The 15881-nt window shown below is 72.5% G+C and carries 15 protein-coding genes; 14 read left to right on the top strand and 1 reads right to left on the bottom strand.

Annotation, left to right across the window (positions count from 1 at the left end; genetic code table 11):
* Positions 1–36 precede the first annotated feature (36 nt).
* The 13 genes from ACIBI5_RS03580 to ACIBI5_RS03640 all read left to right on the top strand — a co-directional run bounded on the left by ACIBI5_RS03580 (position 37) and on the right by ACIBI5_RS03640 (position 12041).
* Positions 37–1848 carry an ABC transporter substrate-binding protein gene (locus ACIBI5_RS03580; protein WP_397242766.1) on the top strand — a complete coding sequence of 604 codons (1812 nt, stop codon included), beginning with the start codon at positions 37–39 and terminating at the stop codon, positions 1846–1848.
* The gene (locus ACIBI5_RS03585) at positions 1841–2797 is read left to right on the top strand and encodes an ABC transporter permease (RefSeq protein ID WP_397242768.1); all 957 of its coding nucleotides are present in this window, start codon (positions 1841–1843) and stop codon (positions 2795–2797) included. Before ACIBI5_RS03580 ends, ACIBI5_RS03585 begins: the two co-directional genes overlap by 8 nt.
* Positions 2794–3615: an ABC transporter permease gene (locus ACIBI5_RS03590; RefSeq protein ID WP_397097458.1), complete on the top strand. Its 822-nt coding sequence runs from the start codon at positions 2794–2796 to the stop codon at positions 3613–3615. Before ACIBI5_RS03585 ends, ACIBI5_RS03590 begins: the two co-directional genes overlap by 4 nt.
* Positions 3608–4564, top strand: coding sequence for an ABC transporter ATP-binding protein (locus ACIBI5_RS03595; protein ID WP_397242770.1), 957 nt, complete (start codon positions 3608–3610; stop codon positions 4562–4564). The genes ACIBI5_RS03590 and ACIBI5_RS03595 overlap by 8 nt, the downstream gene beginning before the upstream one ends.
* A complete protein-coding gene (locus ACIBI5_RS03600) occupies positions 4557–5747 on the top strand; it encodes an ABC transporter ATP-binding protein (RefSeq protein ID WP_397242772.1) in 1191 nt (396 codons plus the stop codon). The genes ACIBI5_RS03595 and ACIBI5_RS03600 overlap by 8 nt, the downstream gene beginning before the upstream one ends.
* A complete protein-coding gene (locus ACIBI5_RS03605; RefSeq protein WP_397242774.1) occupies positions 5744–6667 on the top strand; it encodes an LD-carboxypeptidase in 924 nt (307 codons plus the stop codon). Before ACIBI5_RS03600 ends, ACIBI5_RS03605 begins: the two co-directional genes overlap by 4 nt.
* 72 nt (positions 6668–6739) lie before the next feature.
* Positions 6740–7267 (top strand): SseB family protein, encoded by a 528-nt coding sequence (locus ACIBI5_RS03610; protein ID WP_397242776.1) that lies wholly within the window; start codon positions 6740–6742, stop codon positions 7265–7267.
* Positions 7268–7430: 163 nt separating this feature from the next.
* Positions 7431–8066 (top strand): prepilin peptidase, encoded by a 636-nt coding sequence (locus ACIBI5_RS03615; RefSeq protein WP_397242778.1) that lies wholly within the window; start codon positions 7431–7433, stop codon positions 8064–8066.
* A gap of 43 nt (positions 8067–8109) precedes the next feature.
* A complete protein-coding gene (gene aroC, locus ACIBI5_RS03620; RefSeq protein ID WP_397242780.1) occupies positions 8110–9291 on the top strand; it encodes a chorismate synthase in 1182 nt (393 codons plus the stop codon).
* The gene (locus ACIBI5_RS03625) at positions 9288–9788 is read left to right on the top strand and encodes a shikimate kinase (RefSeq protein ID WP_397242782.1); all 501 of its coding nucleotides are present in this window, start codon (positions 9288–9290) and stop codon (positions 9786–9788) included. The genes aroC and ACIBI5_RS03625 overlap by 4 nt, the downstream gene beginning before the upstream one ends.
* Positions 9785–10855 carry a 3-dehydroquinate synthase gene (gene aroB / locus ACIBI5_RS03630; protein ID WP_397242784.1) on the top strand — a complete coding sequence of 357 codons (1071 nt, stop codon included), beginning with the start codon at positions 9785–9787 and terminating at the stop codon, positions 10853–10855. Before ACIBI5_RS03625 ends, aroB begins: the two co-directional genes overlap by 4 nt.
* Complete coding sequence (aroQ, locus tag ACIBI5_RS03635) at positions 10852–11283, top strand: type II 3-dehydroquinate dehydratase (protein WP_397242786.1); 432 nt, start codon at positions 10852–10854, stop codon at positions 11281–11283. The genes aroB and aroQ overlap by 4 nt, the downstream gene beginning before the upstream one ends.
* Positions 11283–12041 carry an SGNH/GDSL hydrolase family protein gene (locus ACIBI5_RS03640; protein ID WP_397242788.1) on the top strand — a complete coding sequence of 253 codons (759 nt, stop codon included), beginning with the start codon at positions 11283–11285 and terminating at the stop codon, positions 12039–12041. The genes aroQ and ACIBI5_RS03640 overlap by 1 nt, the downstream gene beginning before the upstream one ends.
* A 407-nt stretch (positions 12042–12448) precedes the next feature.
* On the opposite strand, the gene ACIBI5_RS03645 is transcribed toward ACIBI5_RS03640, so the two are convergent.
* Positions 12449–14419: an ATP-dependent DNA helicase gene (locus tag ACIBI5_RS03645; protein WP_397242790.1), complete on the bottom strand. Its 1971-nt coding sequence runs from the start codon at positions 14417–14419 to the stop codon at positions 12449–12451.
* A 238-nt stretch (positions 14420–14657) separates the two neighbouring features.
* Here ACIBI5_RS03645 and ACIBI5_RS03650 point away from each other — a divergent pair, with 238 nt between their 5' ends.
* On the top strand, positions 14658–15872 hold the full coding sequence (locus ACIBI5_RS03650) for a hypothetical protein (RefSeq protein ID WP_397242792.1): 1215 nt from the start codon (positions 14658–14660) through the stop codon (positions 15870–15872).
* Positions 15873–15881 lie beyond the last annotated feature (9 nt).

The following is a 15881-nucleotide window of genomic DNA, read 5'->3' on the forward strand; positions in this document are numbered from 1 at the left end:
CAGCATTCTCACACCTGACCGGAAGGAGCACCCCCCATGAGACGGATCGGCGCCGGCCTCTGCGCGCTCACCCTGGCGTTCGCCGTGCCCGCGGCTCCCGCGGGCGCGGCGGCGCCCCCCGCGCGGTCCACCGTGCTCCGCGCCGCCATGGACGGCTCGGGCGTGGACACGCTCAACCCGTTCCTGGCGTTCTTCAACGGCGCCCTGGAGACGTTCGGCATGGTCTACCCGTCGCTGAACTCCCTGGACCCCAGCGGCGCGCCCGGCCCGTACCTGGCGACGAAGTGGGAGCCGTCGGCGGACCGGCTCACCTGGACGTTCACGATCCGGGAGGGCCTCAAGTGGAGTGACGGCAAGCCCATCACCGCCGAGGACGCCGCCTGGACCCTCAACCTGATCATGACGGACGCGGTCGCGGGCACGGCCAACGGCTCCCTGGTCTCCAACTTCGAGAAGGTCGCCGCCGAGGGCCCGGCGACCCTCGTGATCAGGACGAAGGCGCCGCAGGCGAGCGTGCCGTACGTGAGCCACCCGATGAGCGGCATCCCGATCGTGCCCAAGCACGTCTGGGAGCCGCTGGCCAAGAACCTCAAGGACGTCAAGAACGACGTCTTCCCGCTGGTCGGCTACGGCCCGTGGACGCTGACGGAGTACAAGCAGGAGCAGTACGCCAAGTTCACCGCGAACAAGGAGTTCGTGCTCGGCCCGCCGAAGTTCGACACCCTGGTGCTGCAGAGCTTCAAGTCGGGCGACGCGGCCGTGGCGGCGCTGCGCAGCGGCCAGATCGACTACAAGGCCGGCGTCAACCCGACCCAGTTCAAGGCGCTCCAGGCGGACCCGAAGATCGCGGCGGTGCGGACGGTCGGCAACGGCTGGATGGGCCTGGAGATCAACCACAACGCCCGCACCCGGTCCGGCAAGAAGATCGGCACGGGCCACCCGGCACTCGGCGACCCCGCGCTGCGCAAGGCGATCGCGCTGGCCACCGACAAGCAGACGCTGGTCACGAAGGTGATCGACGGCGTGGGCCGGCTCGGCCACGGCTATCTGCCGCCGGCCTGGCCGCAGTGGTTCTGGACCCCGGCCCAGCCGACCCCGTACGACCCGGCGCAGGCCAACCGGGTGCTGGACGAGGCCGGTTACACCAAGGGCGCCGACGGCGTGCGCACCGACCCGAAGAGCGGCAGGCCGCTCGCCTTCCGCTTCGGCATCCACTCCGACGACGCGGCCGACGCCGCCATCTCCGGCTACGTGGTGGGCTGGATGAAGGAGATCGGGATCAAGCTGACGATCCAGTCGCTCAGCATGAGCGCGCTCAACAGCGACCTGGCCAAGGGCGACTGGGACCTGCTCATGGACGCCTGGACCACCGGGCCCGACCCCACGTACCTGCTGGGCATCCAGAGCTGTGGCACCCTGCCCAAGGACGACGGCACCGGCGGCAACACCGACTCCTTCTTCTGTGACGCCGCCTTCGACGACCTGTTCAAGAAGCAGCTCACCACGTTCGACCAGGCCGAGCGGGCCAAGGTCATCGCCCAGATGCAGGAGATCCTCTACGCCGCCAACGTCAACCAGATCTACTACTACGCCGACGGCCTGGACGTGGCGCGCAAGGACACCGTCACCGGCCTCACGCTCGGCAAGCCGGACGCCGACGGCGTCCACCCGTCGCAGACCGCCTTCTGGAGCTACCTCAACGCCGCCCCGGTCACCGCGACGACGGCGGCCAAGGCCGAGGGCTCCTGGAACGGCATGACCTGGGTCGCCGGCGGGATCGCCCTGGCCGTGGTGCTCGGCGGCGTGCTCGTCTGGCGCCGCCGCGCGGGCGGGGCCGACCGTGAGTAGGTACCTCGGCAAGAAGGTCGCCGCGGCCCTGGTGAGCTTCCTGGTCACGCTGGTCATCGGGTTCGTGATCTTCAGCCTGATGCCGGCCGACCCGGTGCGTACGCTCACCAGGGGGCGGCCGACCAGCGAGGAGCAGCTCGCCCAGATCCGCGTCCAGCTCGGCCTGGACGAGCCGGTCTGGTACCGCTTCCTCACCTTCGCCGGCGACACGCTCCGCGGCGAGCTGGGCTTCTCCTGGCAGTTCCAGCAGTCGGTCTCCTCGCTGGTGGCCGAGCGCCTCGGGCCGACGCTGCTGCTCATGGGCGCGGCGGCGGCGATCTCCATCGTGCTCGGGCTCTGGCTGGGCGTGCACAGCGGCTGGCGGCACGGCAGCCTGTTCGACAAGGTCTCCTCCGGCGCCTCGCTGACGCTGTGGTCGGTGCCCACGTTCTGGCTCGGGATGATCCTGCTCGTGCTGTTCAGCGGCTGGTTCCCCAGCGGCGGCATGACCGACCCGTCGCTGGCCGCCACCGGCCTCGAGCACGTGCTGGACGTCGCCCGCCACCTGGTGCTTCCCGCGCTGACGATGGTGCTGGTGGTCTTCGCCCAGTACGTGACGGTGATGCGCTCGTCCGTCATCGACGAGCTCGGCAGCCCATACCTTCTGACCGCCCGCGCCAAAGGGCTGACCGACGCCGATGTGCGCAGGAAGCACGCGGTGCCCAACGCGCTGCTGCCCTCCGTGACGATGATCTTCATGCACCTCGGCACGCTCGTGACCGGGGCCATCACCGTCGAGGCCGTCTACTCCTGGCCCGGACTCGGCTACCTCACCTACGAGGCACTCAAGATCCCCGACCTGCCGCTCCTGCAGGGCACCTTCATCATCTTCAGCGCGAGCGTGATCCTCATGAACCTGCTGGCCGACCTCGCCTACCGCTTCCTCGACCCCCGGGTGCGGGTCCAATGAAGCGCTCCGGCCTCTGGGGGATCGGCGTGCTGGCAGCCTTCGCCCTGCTGGCCCTGACCGCCCCGCTGCACATCGGCGACGACCAGCTCGACGTGGTCAGGGTCGACGGCCCGCGCCTGGCCCCGCCCAGCGCCGCCTACCCGCTCGGCACCGACCTGGCCGGCCGTTCGATCCTCCACCTGGTCATCTGGGGCAGCCGCGAGTCGCTGAGCATCGGCCTCATCGCCACCGCGCTGACCGTCCTGCTCGGCACCGCCGTCGGCCTGCTCGCCGGCCACTACCAGGGCCGCGTCGGCCAGGCGCTCATGCACGTGACCGACTGGTTCATCGCCCTGCCCAGCCTGCCGCTCGCCATCTCGCTGTCGGCCGTGCTCGGCCAGGGCGCCGCCTCCATCACGATCGCCATCGCCGTCACCTCCTGGACGGCCACCGCCCGCCTCGTCCGCGCCCAGACGCTCGCCGTGGAGGCCAGGCCCTTCATCGAACGCGCCAGGGCGCTCGGCGCCGGCAACCGCCAGGTGATGCTCCGGCACGTGCTGCCCAACGTCATGCCGCTCGTCCTGGTCTCCAGCACCCTGACCGTCGCGTCGGCCATCCTGTCCGAGGCCACCCTGACCTTCCTCGGCCTGGGCGACCCCACCAGCGTGACCTGGGGCTCGATGCTGCAGACCGCCTTCTCCGGCGGCGCCGTCACCGCCGGCGCCTGGTGGTACCTGATGCCGCCCGGCCTGGCGATCCTGCTCGTCGTGCTCGGCTTCACGCTGACGGGCCGCGCCGTGGAACACCTGCTCAACCCCCGGATGGTGCAGCATGCTTGAGGTCCGCGACCTGCGCGTCGCCTATGGAGGTACGCCCGCCGTACGCGGCGTCAGCTTCACCCTCGAACCCGGCCGCACCCTCGGCGTGGCCGGCGAGTCGGGCTGCGGCAAGTCCACGATGGCACTCGGCCTCCTGCGCCTGCTGCCCGCGAGCGCCCAGGTCAGCGGCGAGGTCATCTTCAAGGGCGAGAACCTGCTGACCGCCCGCTGGGCCCGGCTGCGCGCCGTGCGATGGTCGGCCGCCTCGGTCGTGTTCCAGGGCGCGATGAGCGCGCTCAACCCGGTGCGCACCGTCGGCGAGCAGCTGTGCGAGCCGATTCTGCTGCACGACAAGACCACCCGGAAGCAGGCCGGGCAGCGCGCCGCCGAACTGATGGAGGGCGTCGGACTGCCACCTGAGCGGCTGCGCGGCTACCCGCACGAGTTCTCCGGCGGCCAGCGCCAGCGCATCATGATCGCGATGGCGCTGGCCTGCCGCCCCGACCTGATCATCGCCGACGAGCCCACCACCGCCCTCGACGTCATGGTCCAGGCGCAGATCATGGACCTGCTGTCCGGCCTCGTGCGCGAGTCCGGCATCGCGGTCATCATGATCAGTCACGACCTGTCCGTCCTCGCCCAGCTCTGCGACACCCTCGCCATCATGTACGGCGGGCGGATCGTCGAGCAGGGCCCCGCCCGCGAACTCATCGGCGACCCCCGGCACCCCTACACCAGGGCCCTGGCCGGAGCCTTCCCCGCCATCGGCGACCCCAGCTCCCGCCGCAACCCGGTGGGCCTGGCCGGAGATCCTCCCCGCGGGGCCGACCTGGGCGCGGGGTGCGCGTTCGCGCCCCGGTGCGGGGACGCGGGGGAGGCCTGCCGTACCGGGGAGGTCGTGTTGTGGCCGAGCGGACCCGCGCGGACCGCGGCCTGTGTGCGCGTGCTGGAAGGAGAGCTCCATGCTTGAGGCCCGCGACCTGACCGTCGTCCACCCCGCCCGCGGCGGCCGCCCGCCCGCGCGCGCCGTCGACGGCGTCAACCTCCAGGTACGGCCCGGGGAGATCGTCGCCCTCATCGGCGAGTCCGGCTGTGGCAAGAGCACGCTGGCCAGGGCGCTGGTCGGCCTCGTGCCCCCCACCTCGGGCCAGGTCCTGTACCAGGGCGTGCCCTTGGACCCGCGCCGCATGCGCGCCTTCCGCCGGCGCGTTCAGCTCGTCCTCCAGGACCCCGGCGGCGCGCTCAACCCCCGCCAGAACGTCTTCGACGCCGTCGCCGAGGGCCCCCGCCTGCACGGCGAGGGTGGTGGGCGCCTGCGTGCCGGGGCCGGACGACCGCTCCACACCGAGTGGCCGCGCGGAGGAGGCGGTCGGCCGCGTGGCAGAGGCGACCGGCCGCCGCACGCCGAGGACACCGCGTGGCTGGGCGGCAGAGGCGAGGGCGAAGAGCCGCGGTCCCGCGCCCCGGAGGGGTTTCCACCTCACGACAGCGACGAGCTGCCGCCCCGCACCGGGGAGGCGCGGCCGCCCCGCGAGCCTGAAAGGCGCACGCGCGGTGAGAGCGAGGGGCGACAGCGTGGCGGGGGGTTGAATGAGCGGGTGCGGGAGGCGCTCTCCAAGGCCGGGCTGCGGCCGCCGGAGGAGTTCTACCGCCGCTTCCCGCACGAGCTGTCCGGCGGGCAGCAGCAGCGCGTGGTCATCGCGGGCGCGCTCGCCCTCGACCCGGCGGTGATCGTCGCCGACGAGCCCGTGGCCTCGCTGGACGCCTCCGTCCGCGGCGAGATCCTCAAGCTCATCCTGTCCCTGCGCGACGAGCTGGGCCTGTCGGCGCTCGTGGTCAGCCACGACCTCGGCCTGGCCTGGAACATCGCCGACAGGGTCGCGGTCATGTACCTGGGCAGGATCGTCGAGACCGGCACCGTCGAGGACGTCCTGCTCCGGCCCCGCCACCCCTACACCCGGGCGCTGCTGTCGGTCCTGCCCGACTCGCCCCAGCGGATCGTGCTGACCGGCGAACCGCCCGACCCCACCCGCGTGCCCGCAGGATGCCGCTTCCACCCCAGGTGTCCCGTCCGTGTCGCCGGATGCGAAACGATCGATCTGCCCGTCCTGTCCCCGGCCGATTCCGTGGCCTGTTCGGAGGTACCTCAGTGAACCGCCTCATCCCCCCGCCCGCCCTGCGCCCCGGCGACCGGGTCGCCGTCATCGTCGCCTCCAGCCCGTGCAACCAGACCAAGCTGGCGGGCGGCGTCGCGGCGCTCAAGGCGTTCGGGCTGGAGCCCGAGGTCTTCGACTCCGCGCGGGCCGCCGGGACCGGCTTCGACTACCTCGCCGGTGACGACGCCCTGCGCGCCGCCGACCTCACCAGGGCGCTGGCCGACCCCGCGTACGCGGGAGTGCTCATGGCGGGCGGCGGCTACGGCGCCCAGCGCACGCTGGAGCTCGTCGACTGGTCGCGGATCGACCCGGCGGCGCCCAAGGTCGTGGCGGGCTACTCCGACGTGACCGCGCTGCTGGAGGCGGTGGCCGTCAAGCTCGGGTGGGGCAGCTTCTTCGGGCCGATGGTCGCCTGCGACGCCTTCCACGAGGGCGCGGGCTCCTACGCCTTCGACAAGCTCATGGCCATGATCACCACGCCGGTCACCGAGCTGCGCTTCGCAGGCGCGCGCGCCATCGTGCCCGGTGTGGCGGAAGGCGTCACCGTCGGCGGCAACGCCAGCCTGCTGGCCGCCGGCGTCGGCACCGACACCTCGCTGCCCGCCAAGGGCGCCATCCTGTTCCTGGAGGACGTGGACGAATACACCTTCCGCCTCGACCGCATCTTCACCCAGCTGCGCCGCTCCACCTACACCGACGGGGTGGCCGGGATCCTGCTCGGCACGTTCACCGAGTGCGGCGACCCGGGTGACGTGGAACGGCTGCTCGCCGATCGCTTCGGCGACCTCGGCGTGCCGGTGCTGGCCGGGGCGGACATCGGCCACAACGTCCCCATGCAGACCTACCCGGTCGGCGTGCCCGCCCGCCTCGACGCCGACGCCGGGGTGCTGACCCTGCTCAAGCCCGCCCTGGCGTAGCCCGCCGTGCCCTGCCGCGTCGTGCCGGTGCCCTGCGACGGCAGGGCGCGGCAGGGCGTAACCTCGTGCGTTGTGCCGAGCATTCCGCAGCCCCTCGTACCCGATGACGACGGCAGCGCCGACGCCGCCGTCGCCGCCGCGCTGTCCGCCTACGCGGCGGGCGAGGCCGACGCGTCCCAGGTGCTGTCGGCGCTGAGCGGCGCGCGGCTGCTGGTGCCCGTCGTGGCGCTGCTGACCTCCTCCGAGGTCGGCGAGCACGGGCTCAGGCAGGAGAAGGAAAGCGAGATGGCACTGCCCAAGCTCGTCGGCCAGGACGGACGGGAGGCGGTGCTCGCCTTCACCTCGGCGCGGTCGCTCGCCCTGTGGCGGCCCGACGCGCGGCCGATCCAGGTGAGCACCCTCGACGTGTGCCGGGCGGCCGCCGCGGAGAAGGCCGCCGCCGTGGTGGTGGACGTGGCCGGCCCCGTGTCCTTCGTCATCGAGGGCGAAGTGCTGGCGGCGCTCGCCGCGATCGCCACCGGCGCCACCGCGGAGGGCGTCACCGTCGCCCGCCTCGAACCGGCCAGGCGCGGCCTGCGCTGGCCCTGGCGCCGGAACTAGCCGCATGGCCCCGCTCGGGGGCCGGTGGATGGACGCCGCGTGCCGAGCCTGTCGCGGGTGCGACGGGCGGCTCTTCGCCGATGAGAAGACCGCCTCTGCGCCTGTGCGCACGGGCCGGCTCTTTCGGCTGTGCGGGGTGGGTGCGCGTGGTTACGCTCGGAGGGTGGGCGGCCTCCTCATAGCGGTCAGCGCGTTCGCCGGGCTGCTCTGGGGCGGGTACGTCCGGGCGATGGCCGACGGGTTCGAGGCCGAGCCCGCCGACACGCGGGCCGAGGCCAGGCGGGCGCTGGCGCGGTGGCCGCGGTATCGGTTCCCGCCCTGGTTCGAGCTGGCCGGTGCCGTGATCTGCGCGCTGGTGGTCTGGCGGGCGGGCCTGCCGTACCTCTTCTTCGTGCTGGCCGGGTTCGCGCTGGCGGTCGTCGACTGGCGTACCTCGCGGCTGCCCGACGTGCTCACGCTGCCCGCCTATCCTCTGCTGGCGCTCACGCTGGTTCCCACCGGCGAGGTGGCGCGGGCCCTGCTGGGCGGTGCCGCGCTGGCCTTCCTGTACGGCGTGCTGTGGTTCGCCAGACCGACCGCCATGGGCCTCGGCGACGTCAAGCTGGCCGGGCTGATCGGCATGGCGGCGGGCGCGCTCGGCTGGGAGCAGTGGGTGGCCGCGGCGCTCGGCGGGCAGCTCCTCGGCGCCCTCTACGCCGTCTGGCTGCTGGCCACCAAACGGGGCGGGCGCGACACCCAGTTCCCGTTCGGGCCGTTCATGCTGCTCGGGGCGCTCGGCGCGCTCTGTCTCGGCAACTGAACACCGACATCAGCACACTGCCACGCATGGAAGACTTGGGGGCATGTTGCGCTGGTTGACCGCCGGAGAGTCCCACGGCCCCGAACTCGTTGCCATCCTGGAGGGCCTGCCGGCCGGGGTCGAGGTGACCACGGCCGCCATCGACGAGGCGCTGCGCCGCCGCCGCCTCGGCTATGGGCGCGGCGCCCGGATGAAGTTCGAGCAGGACGAGGTGACGATCGCCGGCGGTGTGCGCCACGGCCGCACCATGGGCAGCCCCGTCGCCATCCGCGTCGGCAACACCGAGTGGCCCAAGTGGGAGAAGGTCATGGCGGCCGACCCGGTCGACCCGGCCGAGCTGGCGGGCATGGCGCGCAACGCGCCCCGCTCGCGTCCCCGCCCCGGCCACGCCGACCTGGCCGGCATGCAGAAGTACGGCTTCGACGACGCCCGCAACGTCCTCGACCGGGCCAGCGCCCGCGAGACCGCCGCCCGGGTCGCGCTCGGCGAGGTCGCCAGGCGCTTCCTCAAGCAGGCGCTCGGCGTCGACATCGTCAGCCACGTCACCGAGATCGGCGGCGCGCGCACCCCGGCCGAGATGCTGCCCGGCCCCGGCGATCTCCAGCGCATCGACGACGACCCGGTGCGCTGCTCCGACGCCGAGGGCAGCGCCGCGATGGTCGCCGTCATCGACCAGGCGCACAAGGACGGCGACACGCTCGGCGGCGTCGTCGAGGTCCTCGCGTACGGCCTGCCGCCCGGCCTGGGCAGCTACACCCACTGGGACCGCCGCCTCGACTCCCGCCTGGCCGGGGCGCTCATGGGCATCCAGGCCATCAAGGGCGTGGCGGTCGGCGACGGTTTCGAGACCGCCCGCCGTCCCGGATCCCGCGCCCACGACGAGATCGAGTACACCACCGAAGACGGCGTCAAGCGCGTCACCAACCGCGCGGGCGGCGTCGAGGGCGGCATGACCAACGGCGAGATCCTGCGGGTCAGCGCCGCGATGAAGCCCATCTCCACCGTCCCGAGGGCGCTGGCCACCATCGACGTCCTGACCGGCGAGGCGGCCAAGGCCCATCACGAGCGCTCCGACGTCTGCGCGGTCCCGGCCGCCGGCATCGTGGCCGAGGCCATGGTCGCGCTGGTGCTGGCCGACGCGGCGCTCGAGAAGTTCGGCGGCGACTCCGTCGAGGAGGTCGCCCGCAACCTGTCCGGCTACCTGTCGTCAATGGTGATCAAATGAGCCGCGCTGTACTCATCGGGCCGCCCGGGTCGGGGAAGTCCACTCTCGGCCGGTTGCTGGCCGACAAGCTCGGGGTCGGCTACCGCGACACCGACGCCGACGTCGAGGCGGTCGCCGGCAAGCCGGTCAGCGACATCTTCATCGAGGACGGCGAGGAGCGTTTCCGCGAGCTGGAGTTCGAGGCCGTACGCGAGGCGCTGGCCGGGCATGACGGCGTGCTGGCGCTGGGCGGCGGCGCCATCCTGCGCGAGGACACCCAGGCACTGCTCGCCGGCCACCCGGTCGTCTACCTCCAGGTGGGGCTGACCGACGCGGTGCAGCGGGTCGGGCTCGCCTCGGCCAGGCCGCTGCTGGTGCTCAACCCGCGCAGCCAGCTGAAGAAGCTCATGGAGGCCCGGCGCCCGATCTACGAGCGGCTGGCCGTCCTCACGGTCGCCACCGACGGGCGCGAGCCCGCCGAGCTCGTCGAGGAGATCGTGAAGGGGCTCGGGGCGTGAGCGTCGGAAGGATCACCGTCAAGGGCGACAGCCCGTACGACGTCGTCATCGGCACCGGCGTGCTGGGCGAGCTGCCCGGCCTGCTGGGCGAGGGCGTGCGCACGGTCGCGGTCGTGCACCCCTCGACGCTGCCCGAGATCTCCCGTCCGGTCTGTGAGGCGCTGACCGGGGCCGGCTATGACGTGGTCGAGCTGCCGGTGCCCGACGGCGAGCAGGCCAAGAGTGTCGAGGTGGCCGCCGGGCTGTGGTCGGCGCTCGGACGCTACGGCGTCACCCGCTCCGACGCGGTCGTCGGCGTGGGCGGCGGCGCGACCACCGACCTGGCCGGGTTCGTCGCGGGCACGTGGCTGCGCGGCATCAAGGTCGTGCTCGTCCCGACGACGCTGCTGGCCATGGTCGACGCCGCGGTCGGCGGCAAGAACGGCATCGACACCCCCGAGGGCAAGAACCTCGTCGGCACCTTCCTGCCGCCCGCCGGCGTGCTGTGCGACCTGGCGACGCTGCCGTCGATGCCGCGCGCCGACTACGTGGCCGGCCTGGCCGAGATCATCAAGGGCGGGTTCATCGCCGACCCCACGATCCTCATGCTGATCGAGGACGACCCCGACGCGGCCACCCGGCCCGAGGGCGAGCACACCCGCGAGCTCATCGAGCGCAAGATCCAGGTCAAGGCCGACGTCGTCGGCGCCGACCTGCGCGAGTCGGGCCTGCGCGAGATCCTCAACTACGGCCACACGCTGGCCCACGCCATCGAGCGGCACGAGCACTACCTCATGCGTCACGGCGAGGCCGTGGCCATCGGCATGATGTACGCCGCCGAGCTGTCGCGGCTGTCGGGCCGGGCCGACCTCGTCGAGCGGACCAGGAGCATCCTCACCTCGGTTGGCCTGCCGACCTCCTACCGCGCCGACGCCTGGCCGGAACTGCGCGAGCACATGCGCATGGACAAGAAGAACCGCGGCGCCAAGCAGCGCTTCGTCGTCCTGGACGGCCTGGCCAAGCCGGGCCGCCTGGAGGATCCGGCCGAGGAACTGCTGGCGGCGGCGTACAAGGAGATCGCGCGATGATCTACGTGCTCAACGGCCCCAACCTGCGCCGCCTCGGCACCCGCGAGCCCGACGTCTACGGCGCCGAGACCTTCGCCGACCTGACCGAGCTGTGCCGGGCCACCGGCCGCGAGCTCGGCGTCGAGGTCGAGGTACGCCAGACCGACGACGAGGCCACGATGATCGGCTGGATCCACGAGGCGGCCGACGGCAGGATCCCGGTCGTGCTCAACCCGGCCGCGTTCACCCACTACTCCTACGGCCTGCGCGACGCGATAGCCCAGCGCACCGCGCCGCTGGTCGAGGTGCACATCTCCAATCCCGCGGCGCGGGAGGAGTTCCGCCACAACTCGGTGGTGGCCGGTGTGGCGACCGGCACGATCGCCGGGTTCGGGCTACGCTCCTACGTCCTCGCCCTGCACGCGATCATGGAGATGGCAAGCAAGTAATGCGGCACTACGGCTCTTTCGTCGCGCTCGGCGACAGCTTCACCGAAGGCCTGAACGACCCCGGCGCCAACGGTCATTACCGCGGCTGGGCCGACCGGGTGGCCGAGCGCCTCGCCGTGGACCACCCCGCCTTCCGGTACGCCAACCTCGCCGTCCGCGGCAAGCTGATGGACCAGATCGTCGCCGAGCAGGTCCCGGTGGCCGCCGAGATGGCCCCCGACCTGGTGAGCCTGTGCGCGGGCGGCAACGACCTGCTGCGCCCCGGCAGCGACCCCGACACGATGGCCAAGAAGCTCGCCGCCGCCGCCCGTACCCTGCGCGCGGCCGGCGCCGACGTCCTGCTGTTCACCGGCGTCGACCCGCGCGACACCCCGCTGATGCGCCACATGCGCGGCAAGTTCGCCGTCTTCTACCTGCACGTACGCTCCATCTCCGACCTGTACGGCTGCCGCCTGGTCGACCAGTGGTCCATGCAGGGGCTGCGCGACTGGCGGGCATGGAGCGCCGACCGCCTCCACATGAACGAGGACGGCCACCGCCTGGTCGCCGCCCGGGTCCTGGACGTGCTCGGGGTGCCGTTCGACGAGTCGTGGCAGAAGGAGTGGCCGGAGCGCGCGCTGGACCCCCGTGCCAAGCGGCGCGAGGACGCCCAGTGGATCAGGGAGCACCTGATGCCCTGGGTCACCCGCCGCCTGCGCGGAACCAGCTCAGGCGATGGCGTCCTCCCGAAACGCCCCGACCTGACCCCCTGGTCATAGGGCGAAAAAGCCAATCAAAAGCGGCGTCTCCTAGGCTCTCTTCCCGTCGGGACTGGAGGGGCAGAGCACGGCGACGTGCCTGACTCGACGTGTACTGACCGAGGGAGCGTGGTGGCGGCGTCGGGGCGGACGCCGCCACCACCACCCTCCCTCTTCTCCTCTTCAGGGCTTCCATCCGTTACGGCGCCCCGCGGACACGCGCCTCGCCGCCCTTCGGGACCCGGCACGAAGCGCCTCGTCTTGTGCCCGTAACGCTGCGGCTCGTGTCTTCGGCGCCCTGGCGCGTGCCAAGAGGGCGCCGTGACGGTGGTCGGCCCGTCCGGCGTGAGAAGCGATCCCCCCGATCTGCGCCCGCGCACGTCGGCGGGTGGCGGGTGGGGCGGCTCGCCGTAACGGATGGAAAGCCCTTAAGCGCCGGAGAGGCGCTTCAGAGCGGCGCGGGGGACGGCCGGGTCGGTGGTGCGCCAGAACGGGGGAAGCGAGCCGAGGAGGAAGCCGCTGTAGCGGGCGGTGGCGAGGCGTGGGTCGAGGACCGCCACCACGCCCTTGTCGTCCATGGAGCGCAGCAGCCGCCCCGTGCCCTGCGCGAGCAGCAGGGCCGCGTGCGTGGCCGCCACGGTCATGAAGCCGTTGCCGCCGCGCGCCTGCACGTGGCGCTGGCGGGCCGAGGTCAGCGGGTCGTCAGGCCGCGGGAACGGCACGCGGTCGATGATGACCAGCCGCAGCGAGGGGCCGGGCACGTCGACGCCCTGCCACAGCGACAGGGTCCCGAACAGGCAGGTCGGCTCGGACTCCGCGAACTGCTTCACCAGCAGCATCGTCGAGTCGTCCCCCTGGCACAGCAGCGGCACGTCCAGCCGCTCCCTCAGCGCCTCGGTGGCGGCCTTGGCGGCGCGCATCGAGGAGAACAGGCCCAGCGTGCGCCCGCCGGCCGCCTCGATCAGCTCGGTGATCTCGTCGAGGTACTGCTGCGGCAGGCCGTCGCGGCCGGGCTGTGGCAGGTGCTTGGCGACGTAGAGGATTCCGGCGCGGGGGTGGTCGAAGGGGGAGCCGACGTCCAGGCCGTTCCAGCCCTTGTCGTCGGTCAGGCCCCACTGCCGCGCCATGCCGTCGAACGTGCCGCCGAGCGCGAGCGTGGCGGAGGTGAGCACGACCGTGCGCTCGCCGAAGAGCTTGTCGCGCAGCATGCCGCCGACGTTGAGCGGCGCGACGCGCAGGACGGGCGGGCGGCGGTCGTTGCCGTCCTCCAGCCAGACGACCTCGGCGCGGTCCTCCTCGGCGGCGTGGCCGTAGGCCTCCAGCATGCGTACGGCGGTGTCGTGGACCTCGTCGAGCGCGTTGAACGCGGCCTTGCGCTGCCCGGCGCGCTCCGGGTCGTCCTTGTCGGCGCCGCGCGGACCCATCGCGGTCACGCATCGTGCGGCCGAGTCGCGCACGAGCGCGAGCGTCAGGCCGAGCACCTCGGGCAGCTCGTCGATACGGCCGGCCGGCGCCGCGGCCAGCAGCGCCTTGAGATCCTCGCCCGCCTCCATGAGCTGGTCGGAGACCGGCTGGTCGATCAGGCGGGCCACGCGGCGCACCGCCAGCGAGACCGACGCCTCCGACAGCTCGGAGGTGACCACGGAGGTGACCCGGTCGACCAGTTCGTGGGCCTCGTCGACGACCACGACCTCGTGCTCGGGCAGCACCGGGATCTCGCCCATGGCGTCGATGGCCAGCAGCGCGTGGTTGGTGACCACGACGTCGACCTCGCCGGCGCGGGCCCTGGCCATCTCGGCGAAGCACTCGGCGCCGCTCGGGCAGCGCTGGGCGCCCAGGCACTCCTGGGCGCTCACCGAGAACTGCCGCCAGGCCTGCTCGCTGACGCCGGGCACGAGCTCGTCGCGGTCGCCGGTCTCGGTCTCCTCCGCCCATTCCTGGATGCGCTGGACCATCCGGCCGGTGGCGCTGACCTCGCGCGGGTCGAAGAGCTGGTCCTGCTCGTCCTCTTCCGGCCAGCCGGCGGTGGCCTTGTAGCGGCACAGGTAGTTGCGCCGGCCCTTGAGTATCGCGAAGGACGGCTCGTGGGGCAGCTCCTTGGCCAGCGTCTCGGCCAGGCGGGGCAGGTCGCGGTCGACGAGCTGGCGCTGCAGCGCGATGGTGGCGGTGGAGACGACGACGGGGGAGTCGGTGCCCATGGCGTGGCGGATCGAGGGCACGAGGTAGGCCAGCGACTTGCCGGTGCCGGTGCCCGCCTGGACGGCCACGTGCTCCTCGGTGTCGATGGCCCGCTGGACGGCCCGCACCATCTCGATCTGGCCGGCCCGCTCGCTCCCTCCGAGGGCGGTGACGGCGGCGCTGAGAAGCTCTTCGACTGGGGGCAGATGGGAGTCCGGCACCCCACAAAGCTACCGGCATTTCCGAGGTAGTCGGGGAGTGATCGAATGGACGCATCCCGGCGTTACCGAACCGGTCGGGCATCTCGCATGGCACACTTGCGGTCGGAATCCCAACCGGTCAAGAAAGATCTTCCTAACGTGATCAGAGGGGGTTGCGGTGGGTTTGGGTCGGCCGGTTCAGTAGGGTTTTCCGGGGTTGAGTGGACGAATAAAGGCTGGTTAAAGCAGTATGTCTGCCATGTCGGAAGTTGTCCCGTTGCCGTCGTTCGGCGAGGTGTTCTTCGATGCGCGAGGCCAGGAGCGGTGTCTCCGGGTCACCTGGCACGAGGGAACGCTCGTTCTCAGCCTATGGCGTGGGGAGATGTGCACGGCCTCCTTCCGCATGCCCATGGACGACGTCGGGCGCCTGCTCGACACCCTCGACGAGGGCTTCGCGGAGGCGACGGGCGAGCAGCCCGCCGTGCCCGCGCACGACCCCGAGGCGATCCCCGGCACCGGGCAGTACCACCGCCCGCCGGAGAGCGGGCTCCCGCAGCCACCGCACTACTCCCAGGCCCACGCCGACGAGCGCCCGACCGCGGCGCTGTCGCCCAACGACGTCCTGGTGGCCAGGGGAGCTCCCGCGCCGCCGGACAAGCTGGTGGCCTCCTACGACACCACCCCGCCGCGCGAGATGCCCATCCCGGGGTACGGCGAGCAGCGCCCCGCCTACGGCGACCAGCCCACCTACGGCGACCAGCCGTCGTACACCGAGCAGCAGTCCTACGGCGAGCAGCAGCCTTATGGCGAGCAGCAACCCGCCTACAACGACACGCCGCTGTACAACGACACGCCCGCCTACGGCGACCAGCAGCACTACGGCGACCGGTCCGGCTACCACCCCGACCAGACCCAGCCGGTCAAGCAGCCCTTCACCGGCCCGCAGTACGCCGAGCCCGCCGCCCAGGCCGACCCGTTCTACCAGCTGCCCGCCACCGAGTCCCGCCACCGGCAGGCCCCGCTGTCCACCGACCCGCTGGGTTTCCCCTCGCAGGCGGCCGAGCCGTACCACCAGCAGCAGCAGGGCGGCCACTACCAGACGAACCAGCAGTACACCCCGCAGCCGGACCCGTACGCGACCGGCCAGCACGCCGCGCCCGCCGCCTACCAGCAGCAGCCGCAGCACCAGCGTGAACGCGGCCAGGGCACGGCCGGGCTCGGCACGCCCATGCACGGCATCCCGGGCGCCGGACGGCGGGCCCAGCAGGACTACCACTCGGGCGACCACCAGCCCTACCAGGCGCCGGCCGCCAACCCGGTGGACCCGCTGCTGGCCCTGAGCAACCCGGTGCCGCCGCACCACCAGGAACCGGACATCACCCGGCCCTACGTCGGCGACCCGATGTTCTCCACGGGCGAGCGGCTGCGCCCCGAGCAGCAGTACGACGACCGGGGCGACCGGCGCGAGTGGTGAGCCGCGGCG

The sequence above is a fragment of the Nonomuraea sp. NPDC050540 genome (genome assembly GCF_044457485.1).
In the GTDB taxonomy this organism is placed as follows: domain Bacteria; phylum Actinomycetota; class Actinomycetes; order Streptosporangiales; family Streptosporangiaceae; genus Nonomuraea.